The sequence below is a fragment of the Novosphingobium sp. GW821-FHT09E05 genome, from assembly GCF_059416165.1.
Window position 1 is genome coordinate 1 of the sequence record NZ_JBWKOQ010000002.1, and the last position, 19,576, is coordinate 19,576.

The window sequence follows — 19,576 nt, forward strand, 5'->3', positions numbered from 1 at the left end:
CGCCAGCCCCTGCCGCACCCGCGCCGCGCAGCCCCGCGCCCGCGGCAGCCGATGCGGACGCCCCTGCCCCCGCGCCGGTCTCCGACCGCCCGCGCGTGGTCTCCGTCGGCCCCGGCGGCTTCCTGCGCCAAGGCCCCGGCGATCAGCAGCAGCCGATCCCGCCCGCGCCGCCGCGCCGCCTGGTTCCCGCCAAGCCCAGCGCCGAGATCGCCGGCAAGACCAGCCTGCTCGACCTCAGCGACCGCGTCTGCCGCTGGCCGATGGGCCACCCGGGCGAGCCGGACTTCCACTTCTGCGGCGAGAAGGTGAACCCCGGGTTCCCCTACTGCGTCGAGCATTGCGGCCGCGCCTACCAGGCGCAGCTGCCGCGCGGCGCCCGCCGCGCGCCCCCGCCGCTGCCCTTCGGCGGTCCGCGGGTCCGCTGATCCGATGCGGGCGGCGGGACGGATGGCCCTGGAGGCGGCGCTGGCGTTCATCGCGCCGCTCGCCCTCACGCTGCCCCCCGCCGTCGCTCAGGAGGGTGTGCCGGCTCCCGCAGCGCCGGTTCCGGTGGACTATGCCTATGTAGTGCTGACGACGCCCAAGGGCACGATCACGCTGGCGCTCGACCGCACCCATGCCCCGATCACCACCGCCAATTTCCTGAAATACGTCGACGGCAAGCGGCTCGACGGCGCGACCTTCTACCGCGCCATGCACCTCGACTGGGGCGACGCCCCCGCCGGGCTGCTTCAGGGCGGCCTGCAGGGCGTCAAGGTCCTGCCCCCGATCGCCCACGAGCCCACCAGTGTCACGGGCCTCAGCCACACGGCCGGCACGATCTCGATGGCGCGCTTCGCGCCGGGCAGCGCCACGGCCGATTTCACGATCATGATCGGCGACCTCACCTCGCTCGACGCCCAGCCCAGCTCGGACAACCCCGACACCCGCGCCGGCTTCGCCGCCTTCGGCCATGTCGTCGCCGGGATGGACGTGGTGATGGCGCTGTGGAACGCCCCGCTCTCGCCTACCAAGGGCGAAGGGGTGATGCGCGGCCAGATCCTCGAGCCGCCGATCAAGATCGTCAGCGCAAGGCGCACGACCGCGCCCTGAGCCCGTCGTCCCGGCGCGGGCGGGGACCGCTGGGCAGCCCGGCCTTTGACAAAAGCCCTTTACCTATCGCCCGTCGCGCCGGCGCAGGCGGGGGCCCCGCGTCTTTGGCGCCCTAGAAAGGACCAGCGGGGTCCCCGCCTACGCGGGGACGACGGCGTTGGAGATAAGGTGGCGCTGTAATCCGGCTATAGGCCCAGCAGGAACACCATATAACCCCGGAACGCGGGATCGCTCGCCAGACCCGGCGGTTCGCGCCATTCGCCGCCCTCCACCAGCCCCACCTTGTAAGGCATCCCGAGCTTGCCGAGGCTCGCCAGATAATCCCCGTAGCCCGGTATCGTGCGCCGTCCCTGGTAGGTCTGCACCACGATCTCGTCGACGGTCCCCGCCAGCCCCCCAAGCGCCGCGGGATCACCCCCCGCGCTCCAGTCCATCAGCCCGGTGATCGACAGCTTCCAGCGGCGCGGCAGCCGCCGCCGAAGGTCCGCAAGAAATACCCCGTAGCGAGCCAGTCCGCGCGTCGCCGAGTCGAAATCGACCTGCAGCCCGGCGACGCGGTTGCCTGTCGCCGCCCACCGCGCGAGCGTGCGCAGGACCTCTCGATAAATGGCCTCGCTCCAGTCGAGCCGCTCGGCGCGCACCACCAGCCACAGCGCCGGGCCGGACACGCGCGGCACCGCGCGCAGCGGCACGAAGGGACTGCCGGGCCGGTGGCGCACCTCCCCCGCCAGCACGTAGACCTCGCGCGCCTGCGCCAGCCACGGGGGCGCCGTAACGCCGGGCCAGAGGAAGAACGCCTGATACGCGCGCGGATCGACGACGGCGCCGCCCCTGTCTCCGCAGGCCGCCAGCGCGAGGCTCGACAGCGCGCCCGCCAGCGCGCTGCGGCGGTTCACCAGTAATACTTGAGTTCGCCGGCCCATCTGCTCTGCGGGTAGTCGCGCTTGAGGCGCTGGAACCACGCGCGGCGCTGCGCCTCGCTCGCCTCGGCGCCGCCGCAGGAGTTGATGCGGCTGGGCGCGTAGCACATAACCGAGCGGTAGAGCGCGTAGGCGGTGTCATCCGGCGCGGCAGCGCGGTCGGCGAGGACGGCGGCATAGAGGGCGGCGCGCGGCATGGTCCTGCCGGGGAACTGCTCCTTCGTCCCGCCCAATTCGTCGGCGGCGGGGCGGCTGCCGGCGGCGAGATAGTCGTCGAAGCCGTTGAGCCGCCAGAACTCGGCCAAGCACAGCCGTCCCTTAACGTCGCCGGGGGCGGCGGCGAGCGTCGCGACGGTCTTGGCTAGCATCGGGCAGGCGTAGTGTTCCTGCCACTTGCCCCGCACGAACAGGCCAGCGGGCGGACGCGAGTCGGGATCGGGGCTCATCCACGCGCCCTGCCAGCCGTCGCCGACCCAGCCGGAAGTCGACGCATCGGCGGGGACCAGCGCGAGGTCCGTGGCCACCTCGGCGTAGCGGCCCCGGCTCAGGCCCTTGGTCAGCAGGGTGAACAGCGCGACGTCGCGCTCGATGCGGCGCGCGCTCGGGGCCGTAGCCTGGCGGCGCAGCAGGTCCGCGCCTGCCGTATGCGCCAGCAGCAAGGTGCGGATTTCGGGCTCGGTGACGGGACTCGAGGGCGCGAAGACGAGGGGTAGGTCGCCGCTGCGCTCCCAGTGCATCGCCAGCGCCAGCTCCACCGCCGGGCGCTGGTAGAGATCGCGCGCTCCGCCGGCCAGTTGCTGCCAGAAGCCGGGCGTGTTGCGGTCGCCCAGCTTCTCCAGCGCCAGCCCGCGCAGCATCTGGCCGCTGAAGACGAGCGGGGTCAGGCTTTTCGCCCGCGTGCCGTCGGGGACCAGCGCCAGCACGGCGCGGTAATCCTGTGCGACATGGTAAGCAAAGCTGGCCTGGAGGAAGGCATAGAGGTCCGGCGCCTTGGCAAAGGCCGGCTTCTGCGCGGCGAGGTCCTGCCCGGTCAGCACCGGGGGGATCGTCGATACCAGCGCGGGCCTATCGTCCCCCCCGTAGCGGCGCATGCGCACGAGGTCCCAGGTCGCGAGCAGCAACGGCGCGTCGGGATTCGCGCCGAGGCCGGTGCCGAACAGCACCTTGCTCTCGACCTCCTCCAGCAGCGCGGGCGCCTGCGGATCCAGCGGAGACTGCGCGGCCAGCAGGCCGGAATAGCGGCGCGCCAGCACCGGCCCCTCGCCCAGCAGCCACGCCGCGCGGCGCGTCAGGCCTGAGGCGGAGGGGGCGTAGCGGCCCTTGGGGTAGGCGGAAAGATAGTCCTCCAGCGCTGTCCGCGCGCGGGCGGCGGAGGGGCGGTCGACCTTGTCGCCGCCCGCGTAGCCGCCCCACTCGTCGAAAGCCCCCGCTTGGGCGGCGGCAAGTTCGTTGCGCGCGACCATGTAGCGCGCGGTCTCCGCCAGCCACGGGTCCTTCGAGCGGGACAGGCCCTCGAACAGCTTGCCAGCGGAAGCGAAGTCGTCGGCGTAGAAGGCGCGTGCACCTTGCAGGTAGGCGAGGTATTCGCGACCCGGCGCGCTGCTCACGGCGGGCCACGCCGCCGGTGACTTATCGCCATCGCAGGCGGATTTCACGAGATCGCGCGCGGCGGCGAGGGTTTCGCGCTCCTCCATTTTCACGCCCTTGCTCGCGGCGAGCGCGGCGCGGAAGGCCGCGCCTCCGCTGGCGAGGGTCTGGCAGCGCGAGCCGGCGTAATCCTGCGCCGCCTCGTCGGCGCCCATCTGGGTGCCGGGCCAGAAGGCGGACTGGAGTTCGTCCCAGCCGAGGAAGACGTGGCCTAAATCGCCGCTGCCCCAGTCGTGCTCAGGATAGGCGAGCTTGCCCGGCACGGAGAGCCCGGCGCGGTCGCGCAGCAGGAAGCCGAGGTTGACGCGGGTGTCGTTGCGCGGGCCGATCACGGCGCTGCCGGCGCATTCGAAGGACGAGGTCGCCAGCGTCCAGCTCGGCGTGCAGCCGTAGTCGCCGCTCGCGCCGGCCGCAGTGGGCCACACCGCCAGCGCCATCAGCGCGCCTCCCGCCAGTGCCAGTCGCTTCATCCGATTTTCCATGCCCTCAGTGTTTCGACCTAGGGCGGGGAATGCAAGCGGGAACGGTGCGGTTCGTCCTGTTCCGGGGAGGAACGAAAAAAGGCCGCACCTTGCGGTGCGACCCTTTTTCCAAGCCTTGAGCGGCCCGGTGGACCTATCAGTCTTCCTTGAGGAAGGCCGGGAGGTGGTCGGGGTTGCCGCCTTCGCCGCCGCCGCGCGGAGCCCGGTCGCCGCCGCCGCGGGGACCGCGGTCACGGCCACCGCCGCCTTCGCGGCGCGGGCCACGACGGTCACCGCCGCGATCGCCGCCACCGCTGCGCGGACCGCGATCGCCGCCTTCGCGGGGCTCACGGGGACGGGTGTCTTCGAGAGCTTCACCGGTCTCCTGGTCGACGACGCGCATCGACAGGCGAACCTTGCCGCGCGGGTCGATCTCGAGGACCTTGACGTAGACGGCCTGGCCTTCCTTGACGACGTCGGTCGGCTTTTCCACGCGCTCGTTCTTCATTTCGGAGACGTGGACGAGACCGTCCTTGCCACCCATGAAGTTCACGAAGGCGCCGAAGTCGACGATGTTGACGACCTTGCCCTGGTAGACCTTGCCGACTTCCGCTTCCTCGACGATGCCGAGGATCCACTTCTTGGCGGCCTCGATCTGCGCGGTGTCGGACGACGAGATCTTGATCACGCCCTCGTCGTCGATGTCGACCTTGGCGCCGGTCTCGGCGACGATCTCGCGGATGACCTTGCCGCCGGTGCCGATGACGTCACGGATCTTCGACTTGTCGATCTGGATCGTCTCGATGCGGGGAGCGTGCGCCGACAGTTCGCTGCGCGAGGAACCGAGGGCCTTGGTCATTTCACCCAGGATGTGCGCGCGGCCGGCCTTGGCCTGCTCGAGCGCCTTGCCCATGATCTCGCGCGTGATGCCGGCGATCTTGATGTCCATCTGCATCGTGGTGATGCCGACTTCGGTGCCCGCGACCTTGAAGTCCATGTCGCCGAGGTGATCCTCGTCGCCCAGGATGTCCGACAGGACGGCGAAGTCCTTGCCTTCCAGGATCAGGCCCATGGCGATGCCCGAGACCGGGCGGACCAGCGGCACGCCGGCGTCCATCATCGAGAGCGAACCGCCGCAGACGGTGGCCATCGAGGACGAACCGTTCGACTCGGTGATGTCCGAGAGAACGCGGATCGTGTAGGGGAAGTCTTCCTTGGCGGGCAGCACCGGGTGCAGCGCGCGCCATGCCAGCTTGCCGTGGCCGACTTCGCGGCGGCCCGGCGCGCCGAAGCGGCCGACTTCACCGACCGAGTAGGGCGGGAAGTTGTAGTGCAGCATGAACGACGAGTACGACAGGCCTTCGAGGCCGTCGATCATCTGCTCCGATTCCTTGGTACCAAGGGTGGTGGTGCAGATCGCCTGGGTCTCGCCGCGGGTGAACAGCGACGAACCGTGGGTGCGCGGCAGGAAACCGACGATCGCTTCGATCGGGCGGACCTGATCGAGCTTGCGGCCGTCGATGCGCTTGCCGTCCTTGAGGATGGCGCCGCGAACGATGTCCGCCTCGACCTTCTTCATGGACTTGATGGCGACCATCTGGGTCTGCGGGGTCTCGTCCGAGAACGCTTCCTTGGCCTTGGCGCGCGCGGCGTTCAGGGCGTTGGAACGGGCCGACTTGTCGGTCAGCTTGTAGGCTGCGGCGACGTCCTTGCCGACGACCTTCTTGAGCTTCGCCTTGATATCGGCGGTGCTGTCCGAAAGATCGACTTCCCAAGGCTCCTTGGCGGCCTTTTCGGCTAGGTCGATGATGAGGTTCACGACCTTCTTGATCTCGTCGTGCGCGTAGACGACGGCGCCCAGCATGACCTCTTCGGTCAGTTCCTTGGCTTCCGATTCCACCATCATCACGGCGTCGCCGGTGGCGGCGACGACGAGATCGAGGCTGCCTTCCTTGAGAGCGACGTCCTGCTTGGGGTTCAGCGTGTATTCGCCATCGACGTAACCGACGCGCGCGGCGGCGATCGGGCCCATGAAGGGCACGCCCGAGATGGTCAGCGCGGCCGAAGCGGCGATCATCGCCAGGACGTCGGCCTCGGTGTCGCCGTCATAGCTCAGGACCTGGGCGATGACGTTGATTTCGTTGTAGAAACCTTCGGGGAACAGCGGGCGGATCGGACGGTCGATCAGGCGGCTGGTCAGCGTTTCCTTTTCGGTCGCGCCGCGCTCGCGCTTGAAGAAGCCACCGGGGATGCGGCCGGCGGACGAAAACTTTTCCTGGTAGTGGACGGTCAGCGGGAAGAAGTCCTGGCCTTCCTTCACCGACTTGGCGGCGGTCACGGCGCACAGGACCACGGTTTCGCCGTAGGTGGCGAGGACTGCACCATTCGCCTGGCGAGCGATGCGGCCGGTTTCCAGGGTGAGGGTCTTGCCGCCCCACTCCATGCTTACGGTTTTGACGTCGAACATAAGATTTTCCTCGACCCACCGGCCCTATTGCAACGGCGGGGCTTACTGCCGGGGTACCGTCCCGGTCCGGTGCGGGGCTTTTTCTAGGCCCCAGAGCCCCCCGCCGAATTGCGGAGATACTCGAAAGTCATGTCGTCCCCGACTTGATCGGGGACCGGTGGCTGTCGTTAGGCACGACCTCAATTTGGAGGCGCCCAGCCGGTAGTTGGTGTGGCCTTGCCAGCTGTCCCCGATCAAGTCCGGGACGACGCCAGATACCACGCCGTATGCGTCAAATGCAAAACGGCCCGCCGAAGCGGGCCGTCGTTCGATCTTACTTACGCAGACCGAGCTTCTGGATGAGCGAGTTGTACCGCGCCACATCCTTCTTCTTCAGGTAGTCCAGCAGCGAGCGGCGCTTGTTGACCATGGCCAGCAGACCGCGACGCGAGTGGTTGTCCTTGTGGTGAGCCTTGAAGTGCTCGGTCAGGTTCTTGATGCGCTCGGTAAGGATCGCGACCTGGACTTCCGGGCTGCCCGTATCGCCAGTGGCGCGGGCGTTGTCCGTGATGATATCCAGCTTCTTCTCAGGGGTAACCGACATTCAATTCACTCCGCGACATCCGATAGATTGAAACCCCTGGAAACGCGGACGCTGCCGTCCGAAAGCTCCACCAGCGCGACAGGGATCATTCCCTCCCGCGCACAGTACAGCCCGTCTTCAAGGGGCATTCCGGTCAGAACGCGGCCCTGTCGGACCGCCCTTGCCTGCTCCGGGTCGAGGTCGATGGCCGGGATGTCGTCCAGCCCCGCCTCCAGCGGCAAGAGTATCAGTTCAAGAGGCGCGCCCTTACCCACTTCGTTCAATTTGTCCAGCGAAATCGCCCGGGACAGGTCGAACGGACCGGCCTGCGCGCGGCGCAGCATGGTGACGGTGCCGCAGGATCCGAGGGCCTGCGCGATGTCCCGCGCGAGGCTGCGGATATAGGTGCCCTTGGAGACTTTGGCGAGGAGCGTCGCGCCTTCCTCCGGGTCGAAAGCCTCGAGCCGCAACTGGTAGATCGTCACGTCGCGAGACTTCAGCTCCACTGCCACCCCTGCCCGCGCCAGATCATAGGCGCGCTCGCCATCGACCTTGAGCGCCGAGTAGGCCGGCGGCACCTGCGCAATCGGGCCGGTGAAGCGCTCCAGCACCGCCTCGACCTCGGCCATGGTGGGGCGCACGTCGCTGGTGGCGATGAGCTTGCCCTCGAGGTCGAGCGTGTCGGTCTCCTCGCCGAAGCGCACGGTGAACAGGTAGGTCTTGGTGGCGTCGAGCATCCGCCCGGCCAGCTTGGTCGCCTCGCCCACCGCGATGGGCAAGACCCCTGTGGCCAGCGGGTCGAGGGTGCCGCCGTGGCCGACCTTGACCTTCTTGCCGAAGCCCGCCTCGCGCAGGTTGCGCTTGACCGCCGCCACCGCCTGCGTCGAGCCGAGCCCGAGCGGCTTGTCGAGAATGATCCAGCCGTGGGGCATCAGTGGGACTCCTTGGGCCAGGCCAGTCGCCGGGCATAGTCCGCGACTGCGTGAGGCCAGAGCACGCACAGGGCGTCGAAATTCTCGCGGTCGCCCGCATAGAGCGCGCGGGTCGCCTCCTCGTAGCCCGGCCGGTCGCCCGCCATGACGGTCAGGAAGCGGCACGCGGCGTCGAGGCACTCGCGCTCGCTGCGCCCGGCGCGCATCGCGGCCTCGGCCAGCTTGCGCAAGGTCACCGAGGCGCCGCCCGGCTGCGCGGCCAGCCACTCCCAGTGCCGGGGCAGCAGCGTGACCTCGCGCGCCTCGACCCCCAGCGCCGGACGCCCGCGCGGACGCGGCGCGGCGGGCTCGGCGAGGTCGAGATCCACCTGCCGCCCGGTGTCGTCGTCGAAGGCGAGCAGGTCGCTGCTGCGCACCACGGGGCCAAGCTCGCGCAGCGCACCGGCGAAGTCGCCGGGGACACCTCGCGCGATCACTTCGTTTTTGTAGAATAGGGTGACAGGCATAGGCGGATCTCTTTATTTACCCGGGTTAAATTGTCAATACATCCGGGTAAAATTGAAGCGTGGCTATCCTACCGCCCGAGCGCCTCGCTGAAGTGACGGCGGCACAGCGCGACGTAACGGTCGTTCCCACCGATCTCGGTCTGCGCGCCCTCGCTCACCGCGCGGCCCGCCTCGTCGACGCGCAGGTTCATCGAGGCCTTGCGCCCGCAGTGGCACACCGCCTTCAGTTCGACGAGGCTGTCGGCGATGCCCAGCAGCACCGCCGCACCGGGAAACAGCTCGCCTCGAAAGTCGGTGCGCAGGCCGTAGCAGAGCACCGGAATGTCCGCCTTGTCCGCGAGATCGGCGCATTGCCAGACCTGCGCCGGGGTCAGGAACTGTGCCTCGTCCACCATCACGCAGGACAGCGGCTCGACCGCATGAACGGTGCAGACCTGCTCGAACAGGTTCGTCTCCGGTCCGAAGCGGTTGGCGCCGGCGTGGAGGCCGATGCGGCTCTCGATGGCGTGGCCTGCATCGCTGCGGTCGTCGAGCGCGGCGGTCCACAGCATCGTGCGCATGCCGCGCTCGCGGTAGTTGAAGTCCGCCTGCAGCAGCGTCGTCGATTTGCCCGCGTTCATGCTGGCATAGTAGAAATAGAGCTTGGCCATCCGCGCTGGGGATAACACCGCATGAGCCGGTGCGCACGGGCGCCGGTGGGCTTCTCCCCGGCGAGATTGGGCTTACCATTGCCGGGCAAGGCCCAGGCCCTGCAAAGGGGCGCTTTGAAAGGGAAAGCGGATGGGCGGGAAGATGCGGCGGGACTGGACATGAAAAGACTGATCGCCGCGCTGGCAGGCTTCGCATTGCCCGCGATCGTCGCCGCCTATGTCGCCCTGGCGCCACTCGGCGGGCCGCTTGCGCCGCTCGATGCGCTGGCCTCCCGGATCGCCGCGATCCCGGGCCGAGACACGGCGGCGCTCGCGCTGCTGGGGATGGGTCTTGCCCTGGGGGGGCTGAGTGCGCTGGCATTCGGGCGCACCGCAGCGAACCCACGCCGGACCGGCATGGAGCGACGCATCGAGCCGATGCCCGCGTGGGCGCCGGAATCCCCCGTTACCGACCCCGCACCCGATCCCAGGCTCGTCAACCTGCGCCGCCGGGCGCTTTCGGACGGCGACGCTTCACCCGAGCCGGCGGCAGACGCCGGCGCATCTCTGCTCCCGCCGCCGATCGTCCTGATACGCAAGGCCCGCGCGCCGGAGCGCGACTGGTTTGGGGACACCAGCTGGCTCGGCGGCCTGCCCCGGCTCGGCAATGCCCCCTGGCCGCGCGGCGCCGACGACGTGCCCCTGCCCTTCGCGGCCCAGATCGACCTCGCCGCCCTCTCGCGCGCCGCGCCGGAAGCAGACCTGCCCGCCACCGGCTCGCTGGCCTTCTTCCTCGGGACGGGCGCCGTCGTCGCCGTGCCGGCTGCCGAGGATTTCACCGACCCGCCCGAAGACCTGCCGCCTGCCTTCGACGAGGGAGGCGCGCCTTTCCCGGCCACTCCCGGCCGCCTGAGCCGCTGGTTCTTTCCGTTCTGGCCCGTCGACCTCGCCCCGCTCAACCTCCCGGAATACCTGCGCGACCACCGCGACCCATTGCACGAGGCGGCGATCGAGGAAGCCATGGCGGCGCAGCTCCAGCGCCGCGTCCCCCTGCGCGACCATCCCTTCTACGCGGCCGGCGTCGGCGCGCCGGTGGAGACCCTGTGGTGGCATTCGGTGATCCACCTCGCCGACCGGCTCCACGAGGCGCTCGCCGCCTGCTCGCGCCCGATCGCCATGCAGAGCGCGGCGCTGGCGCGGAAGCAGGCCGCGCTGGCGCAGCTCGAGGGCGATCCCGCCGCGGAGCCGCAGGCGCTCGACCATGCCCGGCAGGCGGCGGAGTACCTTGCCGAGGAACTCGAGGAAACGCAGGCGCAGTGCGCCGCGCTGCCCGGCATGGTCGAGGCGCTGGAAGGGTTCATCGCCGGTCGCGACCCCTGGACGCAACTCTCGGCGGACGAGCTGGATGTCGTCGCCGACCTGCTTTCCGAAGTCCACGAACGCTTCGGCGAACTGGTGCGCCATCACGTCCCGGGCTCGCTGGCACAGCTGGCGACGCTGTCGATGCGCGCCATGGTGTCGGGCCCGCCCGAAGCGCTGGCAGCCCTGCCCGCCCCAGTGCTGGAGCGGATCAATCGCGACTACCGCCTGCCGCCGCTCGACCAGCACCAGGTGTTCGGCCTCCCCGCCGGCCCGCGCCCCGGGCGCGACGAGCACAGCGGCGACGTGCTGCTGCTGCAACTGGGCTACGACGACATGCTGGAATGGTGCTGGGGCGAGGCGGGCCGCTACCAGTTCTGGATCGGCGCGGAGGATGCCGCCGCCGGCAACTGGGGCGCGGCCCGGCTGACCTTCGGGAACGGCTGAACGTCGCTCTCAGCCGCGCGCCTCCGCGAGCAGGATTTCCGCGAGGCCTTCGGGCCGCGTGTTCATGACCTGGTGTCCGGCGTCGATGCGCTTGATCCGCCGGGCATGGAGACGATCGGCGAAGCGCTCCTGCCATTCGACCGGCAGGGCCATGTCGCGCAGGGCGACGACGTAGCTCGACGGGATGGCGCGCAGGTGATCGTAGCGCCAGTCGCTCCAGCCATAGGCGCTCGCGGGCCAGCCATCCCGGCCCAGGCCGGCGAGGAAAGCGGCGGTCTCGGCCTCGCCCATGTCATTGCAGAACATCACCGCATAGCGCTCCGCGTCGGGCACGGGCGGGAATCCGACTTCCTCGGGACTGGATCCACGCGGTCCCCGCCCCATCTGGTCGAGCGTGGTCAGGCCCGCCAGCGGCGCGGAGCAGGTCACGTAGACGAGCTTGCCGATAAGCCCCGCCGGCGCAAGCTCGGCCATGTGCGGGATGGTCATTCCGGCCTGCGAATGGCCGACGAGCATGACATCGGAAAGGCCCGCCGCCTTAATGTCGGCCACCAGTTCGAGGGTGGTGTCGGCGAAGGTGTATCCGGAGGTATCGACCCCGCGCTTGGCCCCGCAGCCGGGCGCGTCGAGCGCCAGACAGCGCGCGCCGCTGCCGGACTGACGGGCGATGGCGCCAATGGTCTGCTCCCAGACCCAGCTCCCCTGCCCGCCGCCATGGAGGAAGACGATGTCGCGCAATGCAGATCTCCCGCTTGTCCCGCGGTCGAGGGTAGCCGAGCGTGCGGGAATCGGAAGACGGCCTTCTGCTGATCGTCCCGGCGGTGCGCGCCGCGATCAGTCTTCGTCGGAAGCCTTGCCCTCGAGGTCGCGCTTCACGCGCGGGTCGTTGAGCAGCGCGTCGATGCGGCTTGCCTCGTCGAAGCTCTCGTCGGCGCGGAACTGGACCTTGGCGGCGAACTTCAGTCGCAGCCGCTGCGCCACCTCGCGCTGGAAATAGGCGGTGTGCGTGCGCAGCGCCTTGAGCACGATCTCCTCGTCCTCGCCCAGCAAGGGCTTCACGTAGACGTTCGCCACGCGCAGGTCCGGCGTCATCCGCACTTCGGTCACGGAGACCGTATGTGCGCTCAGGGTGGCGTCGCGCACCTGCTGGCGGGTGAGGATTTCGGAAATGACGTGGCGCACCTGCTCGCCCACCTTCAGGAGGCGGACGGAGTGCTGCTCTGGGGTGATCTGCTGTGCCATGATGCTGGGTCCATGTGGGTGAACTGCGACAATTTGCAACAATTGATTACGCCACCAGCCCCCTCTGCCGGCGTTATCCCGATCGAAACGCACGATAAAAAGGAGTCGCCCATGAAGACCTTCACCGCCGCCCTCGCAGCAGCAGCCCTGCTTGCCCCAGCCCTCGTCGCCGTGCCCGCCATGGCCCAGCCCTCGCACCAGAACGGCCATGGCCAGACCAGGACAGTGGTGACCAAGAAGACCACGACCTACAAGACCTTCCGCAAGGGCGACCGGTTCGACCGCAACCACGCGCGCAACTACCAGCAGGTCGACTACCGCAAGTACCGCAATGTGAAGGCGCCGCCGCGCGGCTATCACTATGTCCGTTCGGGCAACGACCTGCTGCTGGTCGGCATCACCAGCGGGATCGTTTCGGCGGTGACCGCGGGCATGTTCCGCTAAGCCGGGCATTCCCCCGCAGGACAAGGGCGGCCCGCTTTACCAGCGGCCGCCCTTTTCACATCTTGGCGAGAATCCGCGCCAGCGACCGCACGTTGCGCGCCGTGCCCCGGCAGCCCAGCCGGCGCTCGATGAAGGCATTGGTCAGCTTGGACTCGCCCACGCCGCCCACGTAATCGATATAGACCGAACGCGGCCCCATCGCGATCTTCTCCGGCCCACGGGCGGCATGGTCGGCGACCAGCTTGTCGAATGGCGCCTGCTCCGCCTGCCGTTCGAGGAACAGGGTGTGGACCTGATGGTCCAGCCCCATCCCGGTGAAGGGGTTGTCCTCCACCGCGACACGCACTTCGCCCGCATTGCGCACGGCCGCGAAGGTCTTGAGATCGAACCGCTCGAGCATCATGTGCGCGAGCAGGTCCTCCAGCCCTTCGGTCGGGCGATCGTCGTAATCGAACAGCACGTTGCCGCTGGCAACCACCGTCTCGACGTTCTCCAGCTCCTCGCGCTCGAAGGCATAGCGCAGGTCCGCCATCGTCAGGCGATTGCCGCCGACGTTGATCGAAGCGAAGAAGGCGCAGTAGCGGGTCATCTTGAAAATTCCGTCGAGTGGTGTAAATTCATCGTATCACTGTTGTGTGGTATCCGTTCCACCTTCCGAGCCCGGGCGTTGCAGCGTCCGGGCTCTTCTCATATCGGGGACTGGCGTTGCAGCGCCAGCCCCCTTACGGGCTACTTGCGGCCAAGCTCGATGAGCTTGATCATCAAGGTGACGAGGCCGACCACCAGGGTCGCCGCGCCGATCACCAGAATCACTGCTGTCTGTATCATCATTCGTTATCACCTCCCTTTCCATCGCAGGTAGCGACCGGAAAGGGATAGGCGGGCGCGGATGGATTCCCGCGGTTAAATTCCTGACACTCGAACCCACAAAGACAAAGGCCACCGCCAGGTTTCCCCGGCGATGGCCGCAGGTCTGTTTCAGGCCGGTGAGCCTCAGCCGACGGTGCGCTCGCGCTCCGTGACCTCGAACACTTCGAGCATGTCGCCCGGCTTGATGTCGTTGGTGTCGGCCAGGACCACACCGCACTCCAGACCGGCGCGGACTTCGTCCACGTCGTCCTTGAAGCGGCGCAGCGACTGGATGAGCGTCTTCGAGACGATGACGTCGTTGCGCGTAAGACGGGCATTGATGCCCTTGCGGATGTAACCGTCGGTGACGAGCAGACCCGCCGCCTTGTCCTTCTTGCCGGCCGGGAAGACCTGCTTGACCTCGGCGCGGCCGACCACGGTTTCGATCCGCTCCGGACCCCAGATGCCGGCCATCTGCTTGGCGACTTCCGCCGTCAGCTCGTAGATGACGTCGTAGTACATCATCGGCGTCTTGGTCTTCTGCAACTGCTCGCGCGCCTTGGCGTTCGGGCGGACGTTGAAGCCCACGATCGGCGCGCCGCTGGCGGCTGCCAGGGTCACGTCGGACTCGGTGATCGCGCCGACGCCGGAGCTGAGGATGCGGACCTTGATCTCGTCGTTCGACAGGTTGTTCAGTGCGGCGTTGATCGCCTCGACCGAACCCTGCACGTCGCCCTTGATCACGACCGGATACTCGATGACCTGCTGCTTGGCGGCAAGCGCCGAGAACATCGTCTCGATGTTCGCCGGAGCCGTCGCGGTGCGCTTGGCGGTCGCCTGTTCCTGACGGTAGGACGAGACCTCGCGGGCACGCGCCTCGCTGTCGACGACGGTGAGCATGTCGCCCGCCATCGGCACGCCGCCGAGACCGAGGACTTCCACCGGCATCGAAGGCGGGGCCTGCTTGATCTGGCGGCCCTTGTCGTCGAGCATGGCGCGCACGCGGCCGCTCTCGGTGCCGACGACGAGGATGTCGCCGACCTTGAGAGTGCCACGGTTGACCAGCACGGTCGCCAGCGGCCCCTTGCCCTTGTCGAGCTTGGCCTCGATCACGGTGGCTTCCGCCTCGCGATCGGGGTTGGCCTTGAGTTCCATCAGCTCGGCTTGGAGCAGGATCTTCTCGATCAGGTTGTCGAGGCCGAGGCCGGTCTTGGCCGAAACCTCGACGTCCTGCACGTCACCGGACATTTCCTCGACCACGATCGAGTGCTCGAGCAGGCGCTCACGCACCTTCTGGGCATTGGCCTCGGGCTTGTCGATCTTGTTGATCGCGACGATCATGGGCACGCCGGCGGCCTTGGTGTGATTGATGGCCTCGACCGTCTGCGGCATGATGCCGTCGTCGGCCGCCACCACCAGCACCACGATGTCCGTGACGTTGGCGCCGCGCATGCGCATCTGCGTGAACGCGGCGTGGCCCGGGGTGTCGAGGAAGGTGACGAGGTCGCCGCCCTTGGTCTTGATCTGGTAGGCGCCCATGTGCTGGGTGATGCCGCCGGCCTCGCCGCGCACCACGTCGGTGCCGCGAAGCGCGTCGAGCAGACTGGTCTTGCCGTGGTCGACATGGCCCATGATGGTGACCACCGGCGCACGCGGCTTGAGCGTCTCTTCGGCATCGACGTCGGTCGTCGTGTCGATGTCGACATCGCTTTCCGAGACGCGCTGGATGTTGTGGCCGAATTCCTCGACCAGCAACTCCGCCGTGTCGTGGTCGATCGTCTGGTTGACGGTGACCATCATGCCCAGCTTGAACAGCGACTTGACGAGGTCGGCGCCCTTCTCGGCCATGCGGTTGGCGAGTTCCTGGACGGTGATCGCGTCAGGCACGATCACGTCGCGGACCTGCTTCTCGCGCTGTTGCTGGCGGCCGCCGTAGCTGCCGCGGCGCTCCTTTTCGCGCGCACGCTTGAGCGCGGCGAGCGAGCGGGCGCGGGCGCCCTCGTCGTCGTTGAGCGCGCGGGTGACGGTCAGCTTGCCGGACTGGCGGCGATCGCCGCCGACGCCCTTGCCGCGCTCGCCGCCCTGCTGCGGAGCCGGACGCGGGGCAACGGTGCCCTTCTTGGCGGCATCGGGACGCTTGGCGCCGCCGCCGGTACCGGCGCTGGCGCCAGTTGCAGGGGTGGCCGCCGTCTCGGTGGCCGAGGCGACGGGAGCGGGTTCGGGCTTCCGGGGTTCAGGGCGCGCCACCGGGGTGAAGCGGCGTGCGGCCGGAACCGGCGTGAAGGTGCGCGGAGCCGGAACCGGCGTCGGAGCGGCGGGTGCCGCAGCCACCGGGGCAGGTTCGGCGGCCTTTGCCGCGGGCGCTTCTGCAGCCACTTCGGCGATCGGCGCCGCTTCCGGAGCAGCAGCGACCGGAGCCGCCTCTGCTACGGGTGCGGCGCTCTCGGCAACGGCAGGCTCAGGCGCCGACGGAGCGGCGGGCGCTTCGACCGGTGCTTCGGGCGCAGCGGCGGCTTCGGCCTCGCGGCGGCTTTCCTCGACGCGGCGCTTCTCGTCCTCGATCGCGCGCAGGCGGGCTTCCTGGTCGCGGCGGTTGGCGTCTTCCTGAGCGGACAGGCGATCTTCCTCGGCCTCGCGCTGGAGGCGCGCGACGCGCTCCTGCGGCGTCTCGTTCGACGGCGCGGGACGCTTGGCGACCGGCGGCGGCGCGGGGCGCTGCGGAGCGGGCGCGGCCGGGGCGGGCGCAGGCGCGGCAGCGGCCGGGGCGGGAGCCGCCTCGACGGTTTCACCGGGCTTGCCGATCAGCTTGCGGCGCTTCACCTCGACCACCACCTTGTTGGTGCGGCCGTGGCTGAAGGTCTGCTTGACCTCACCCGCTTCCACCGAGCGCTTAAGCCCAAGCGGCTTGCGGCCCAGGGTCGGTTTGTTGTCGGTCTCGCTCATAATTCTCGTCTTCGCCCTTCGGTCAATTCGTCGTCACGGACGCGGCATCGCGTGCCGCTCCGTTGCCATCATCCATGTCGGTCGCGCCGGAATCCCGACACGGGACCTGCCCTTGGAAATGCAGGAGGCGCTGTAGCTGCGATTCGACTCGTTGAGCCGATCCACGGTCGTTCAGCGCCAGGTGAACGACGTTGTCGCGGCCCAATGCCACAGACAGCGTCTCTCGGTCCAGAGGCAAGCGAATGCCCCGCAGACCCGATCCTTCTTCGTCGCACCCCACCCGCCAGGCCTGGTCGAGCTTGCGCGAGCCGTCTTCGCTCGCGTCGGCGGCGTGGGCCAGCCATTCGACCTTACCTTCCCGCGCGTTCTGCGCGATCCGGTCCGACCCCATGAGCAGCTTGCCCGCTTTCAGTTCAAGACCCAGCCGGTCGAGCATCGAGCGGGTGAGCCCGGCCTCGATCCGGTCGGCGAGGTCTTCGGGAATGCTGAGCGCCGCTCCTTTATAGGCGCGCGCCAGTGCTCCCTTAAGTTTGCCCTTCGCGATCGCTTTTTCAAGGTCTGCGCGAGAAACGCCGATCCACGCGCCGCGCCCGGGGGCACGCGCGTGGACGTCCGGGAGCACGAGGCCGTCCGGCGAAATCGCCAGACGGACGAATGCGTCCCGCGCAGCTTTCCCGCCGGAGAGGATGCAGGTCCTCTCCGCCTTCGTGCCATCGATGTCGGAGCTTACGCGATCATTGCGAGGAATCCGCATCGGCGGCCTCCTCTGCTACCGGCTCGTCTTCGAACCAGTGGGCGCGCGCGGCCATGATGATTTCGTTGCCCTGTTCTTCGTTCAGGCCGTACTCGCCGAGCACGCCGCCCTTGTCCTCGTCGCGCGCGGCGCGGCGGTTGACGGTGCCGTCGCGGCGACGCTGCTCGGTGCGCTTCTTGGCGATCAGCTCGTCGGTGGCGAGATCGGCCAGGTCGTCGAGCGTCTTGATGCCGCCCTTGCCCAGCGTGACCAGCATCGCCTCGTTGAGGTGCGGCAGCTCGGCCAGCGCATCCTCGACGCCCAGCGCGCGGCGCGCCTCGCGGTTCGCGTCCTCGCGGCGCTCCAGCGCCTCGTGGGCACGGCTCTGCAGTTCCTCGCCGAGTTCCTCGTCGAAGCCTTCGATCGCGGCCAGTTCGGCGATGTCGATATAGGCCACTTCCTCCAGCTCGCTGAAGCCTTCGGCCACCAGCAGCTGCGAGAGGGTCTCGTCGACGTCGAGTTCTTCCTCGAACATCTTCGAGCGCTCGGTGAATTCCTTCTGGCGCTTCTCCGAGGATTCCGCCTCGGTCATGATGTCGATCTGCGAGCCGGTCAGCTGCGAGGCGAGACGCACGTTCTGGCCGCGGCGGCCGATCGCCAGCGACAGCTGGTCGTCGGGCACGACGACTTCGATGCGGCTCTCTTCCTCGTCGATGACGACACGGCTGACGGTCGCGGGCTGGAGCGCGTTGACGACGAAGGTCGCGGTGTCCTCGCTCCAGGGAATGATGTCGATCTTCTCGCCCTGCAGTTCCTGCACGACGGCCTGGACGCGGCTGCCCTTCATGCCGACGCAGGCGCCGACCGGGTCAATCGAGTGATCGTTGCTGATGACGCCGATCTTGGCGCGCGAGCCCGGGTCACGGGCGGCCGCCTTGATCTCGATGACGCCGTCGTAGATTTCGGGCACTTCCTGCGCGAACAGCTTCTTCATGAAGTCCGGGTGCGCGCGGCTGAGGAAGATCTGGGGCCCACGGTTCTGGCGCTCGACGCGCAGCACGATGGCGCGCACGCGCTCGCCGACGCGGGCGGCCTCGCGCGGGATCTGCTGGTCGCGGCGGATCACGCCCTCGGCGCGGCCGAGGTTGACGATCACGTGGCCGAACTCGACCGACTTGATCACGCCGGTGATGACTTCGCCGGCGCGGTCCTTGAATTCCTCGTACTGGCGGTCACGCTCGGCATCGCGGACCTTCTGGAAGATCACCTGCTTGGCCGACTGCGCGTCGATGCGGCCGAGGTCCACCGGGGGCAGCGGGTCGACGATGAAGTCGCCCAGGGCCGCGCCCTTCTGGAGCTTCTCGGCCTGCTTGAGGTCGACCTGCTTGAAGTAGTCCTCGACTTCCTCGACGACCTCGACGACGCGCCACAGGCGCAGGTCGCCGGTGCGCGGATCGAGCTTCGCGCGGATGTCGTTCTCGGCGCCGTAACGGTTGCGGGCCGACTTCTGGATCGCTTCTTCCATCGCCTCGATGACGATCGACTTGTCGATCATCTTCTCGGAAGCAACGGAGTTCGCGATCGCGATCAGCTCGGCGCGGTTGGCGGAAATCGCACTGGCCATGGCTTAGTCTTCCTGTTCCTCAAGAATGTCGTCTGCACCGCTGGTGTCCAGCGGGCGGCTTGCTGCGATCAGCTTGTCCGTGAGGATGAGCCGAGCCGAGAGAATGTTGTCCAGCGGGAAGCTGACGGTGCCGGACTTCTTGTCCGCGACCGTGACCACTTCGGCGCCCGCTTCGCCTTCGATACCGACGAGGTCGCCGTGGAGGCCCTTGCGGTTGCCTTCGATGGGCTCGACGAGGTTGATCTTGACCTCGTGGCCGCCCCACCTGGCGTAATCCTTGGGGCGCGTCAGCGGACGGTCGATGCCCGGCGAGCTGACCTCGAGCCGGTAGGCCTCCTCGATCAGCGTCTCGCCGGCGGCTTCCAGCACGTCCATCCGGTCGGAAATGCGGTGCGAGAGCGCCGCGCAGTCGTCGAGCACGAGCTGGCCGGTGGCCGGGTTCTCGGCCATGATCTGCAGCGCGATCTCGTCGTCGCCGACCTCGCTCTTGCCGAAGACGCGCACGCGCACGAGATCGAAGCCCAGGGCCTTGACCTCCGGTTCGATCACTTCGGTAAGGCGTGCGATATCGACCAAATGGAACTCCAGATCAGCGCATGTATGACAACGCGGTTTCGCGCCGGCCCCTTCCCGGCGCCAGCCCAACCTTGTTTCACCATGTCGGGATGAGGGCCAGATAGGCGCGATTCTGGAAAAAGGCAAGGGGGTGGTTGAGGGGA

18 protein-coding genes are annotated in these 19,576 nt (G+C 68.5%); 4 read left to right on the forward strand and 14 right to left on the reverse strand.

The features are described from left to right. A partial coding sequence (locus tag AC07M9_RS11670; RefSeq protein WP_494883922.1) for a GcrA family cell cycle regulator occupies positions 1-425 on the forward strand: 425 nt, incomplete at its 5' end. A 22-nt stretch (positions 426-447) separates the two neighbouring features. Next, positions 448-1,092, forward strand: coding sequence for a peptidylprolyl isomerase (locus AC07M9_RS11675; protein WP_494883923.1), 645 nt, complete (start codon positions 448-450; stop codon positions 1,090-1,092). A 185-nt stretch (positions 1,093-1,277) separates the two neighbouring features. Here AC07M9_RS11675 and AC07M9_RS11680 read toward each other — a convergent pair whose 3' ends face one another. From AC07M9_RS11680 to AC07M9_RS11710, 7 genes are all read right to left on the reverse strand, one after another. Further along, complete coding sequence (locus AC07M9_RS11680) at positions 1,278-1,988, reverse strand: DUF3142 domain-containing protein (protein ID WP_494883924.1); 711 nt, start codon at positions 1,986-1,988, stop codon at positions 1,278-1,280. Then, positions 1,985-4,129 (reverse strand): PA5441 family protein, encoded by a 2,145-nt coding sequence (locus AC07M9_RS11685; protein ID WP_494883925.1) that lies wholly within the window; start codon positions 4,127-4,129, stop codon positions 1,985-1,987. The genes AC07M9_RS11680 and AC07M9_RS11685 overlap by 4 nt, the downstream gene beginning before the upstream one ends. Positions 4,130-4,277: 148 nt before the next feature. Further along, positions 4,278-6,587, reverse strand: a complete 2,310-nt coding sequence (gene pnp, locus AC07M9_RS11690; RefSeq protein WP_494883926.1) for a polyribonucleotide nucleotidyltransferase — start codon at positions 6,585-6,587, stop codon at positions 4,278-4,280. Between the two features lie 313 nt (positions 6,588-6,900). Continuing rightward, positions 6,901-7,170, reverse strand: coding sequence for a 30S ribosomal protein S15 (gene rpsO / locus AC07M9_RS11695; protein WP_007686026.1), 270 nt, complete (start codon positions 7,168-7,170; stop codon positions 6,901-6,903). 5 nt (positions 7,171-7,175) lie between these two features. Beyond that, positions 7,176-8,081, reverse strand: coding sequence for a tRNA pseudouridine(55) synthase TruB (gene truB / locus AC07M9_RS11700; protein WP_494883927.1), 906 nt, complete (start codon positions 8,079-8,081; stop codon positions 7,176-7,178). Further along, positions 8,081-8,587: a DUF2239 family protein gene (locus AC07M9_RS11705; protein WP_494883928.1), complete on the reverse strand. Its 507-nt coding sequence runs from the start codon at positions 8,585-8,587 to the stop codon at positions 8,081-8,083. Before AC07M9_RS11705 ends, truB begins: the two co-directional genes overlap by 1 nt. 68 nt (positions 8,588-8,655) lie before the next feature. Beyond that, positions 8,656-9,237 carry a thymidine kinase gene (locus AC07M9_RS11710; RefSeq protein ID WP_494883929.1) on the reverse strand — a complete coding sequence of 194 codons (582 nt, stop codon included), beginning with the start codon at positions 9,235-9,237 and terminating at the stop codon, positions 8,656-8,658. A gap of 159 nt (positions 9,238-9,396) precedes the next feature. On the opposite strand from AC07M9_RS11710, the gene AC07M9_RS11715 reads away from it, so the two are divergent. Further along, positions 9,397-11,022 carry a DUF1963 domain-containing protein gene (locus AC07M9_RS11715; protein WP_494883930.1) on the forward strand — a complete coding sequence of 542 codons (1,626 nt, stop codon included), beginning with the start codon at positions 9,397-9,399 and terminating at the stop codon, positions 11,020-11,022. A 9-nt stretch (positions 11,023-11,031) separates the two neighbouring features. Here AC07M9_RS11715 and AC07M9_RS11720 read toward each other — a convergent pair whose 3' ends face one another. Together AC07M9_RS11720 and rbfA are read right to left on the reverse strand one after the other, a co-directional pair. Then, the gene (locus tag AC07M9_RS11720; protein WP_494883931.1) at positions 11,032-11,760 is read right to left on the reverse strand and encodes an alpha/beta fold hydrolase; all 729 of its coding nucleotides are present in this window, start codon (positions 11,758-11,760) and stop codon (positions 11,032-11,034) included. Positions 11,761-11,856: 96 nt separating this feature from the next. Continuing rightward, entirely contained in the window at positions 11,857-12,264 is a 408-nt protein-coding gene (gene rbfA / locus AC07M9_RS11725; RefSeq protein ID WP_494883932.1) for a 30S ribosome-binding factor RbfA, read from the reverse strand. 111 nt (positions 12,265-12,375) lie between these two features. Between rbfA and AC07M9_RS11730 the strand changes: the two genes are divergently transcribed. After that, positions 12,376-12,708: an RcnB family protein gene (locus tag AC07M9_RS11730; protein WP_494883933.1), complete on the forward strand. Its 333-nt coding sequence runs from the start codon at positions 12,376-12,378 to the stop codon at positions 12,706-12,708. 55 nt (positions 12,709-12,763) lie between these two features. Here AC07M9_RS11730 and AC07M9_RS11735 read toward each other — a convergent pair whose 3' ends face one another. From AC07M9_RS11735 to rimP, 5 genes are all read right to left on the reverse strand, one after another. Continuing rightward, positions 12,764-13,297 (reverse strand): DUF1697 domain-containing protein, encoded by a 534-nt coding sequence (locus AC07M9_RS11735; RefSeq protein ID WP_494883934.1) that lies wholly within the window; start codon positions 13,295-13,297, stop codon positions 12,764-12,766. A 404-nt stretch (positions 13,298-13,701) separates the two neighbouring features. After that, complete coding sequence (gene infB, locus AC07M9_RS11740; RefSeq protein ID WP_494883935.1) at positions 13,702-16,500, reverse strand: translation initiation factor IF-2; 2,799 nt, start codon at positions 16,498-16,500, stop codon at positions 13,702-13,704. 22 nt (positions 16,501-16,522) lie between these two features. Further along, positions 16,523-17,254, reverse strand: coding sequence for a DUF448 domain-containing protein (locus tag AC07M9_RS11745; RefSeq protein ID WP_494883936.1), 732 nt, complete (start codon positions 17,252-17,254; stop codon positions 16,523-16,525). After that, a complete protein-coding gene (gene nusA, locus AC07M9_RS11750) occupies positions 17,235-18,857 on the reverse strand; it encodes a transcription termination factor NusA (RefSeq protein ID WP_494883937.1) in 1,623 nt (540 codons plus the stop codon). Before nusA ends, AC07M9_RS11745 begins: the two co-directional genes overlap by 20 nt. Positions 18,858-18,860: 3 nt before the next feature. Further along, positions 18,861-19,433 carry a ribosome maturation protein RimP gene (gene rimP / locus AC07M9_RS11755; RefSeq protein ID WP_494883938.1) on the reverse strand — a complete coding sequence of 191 codons (573 nt, stop codon included), beginning with the start codon at positions 19,431-19,433 and terminating at the stop codon, positions 18,861-18,863. Positions 19,434-19,576: the final 143 nt, after the last annotated feature.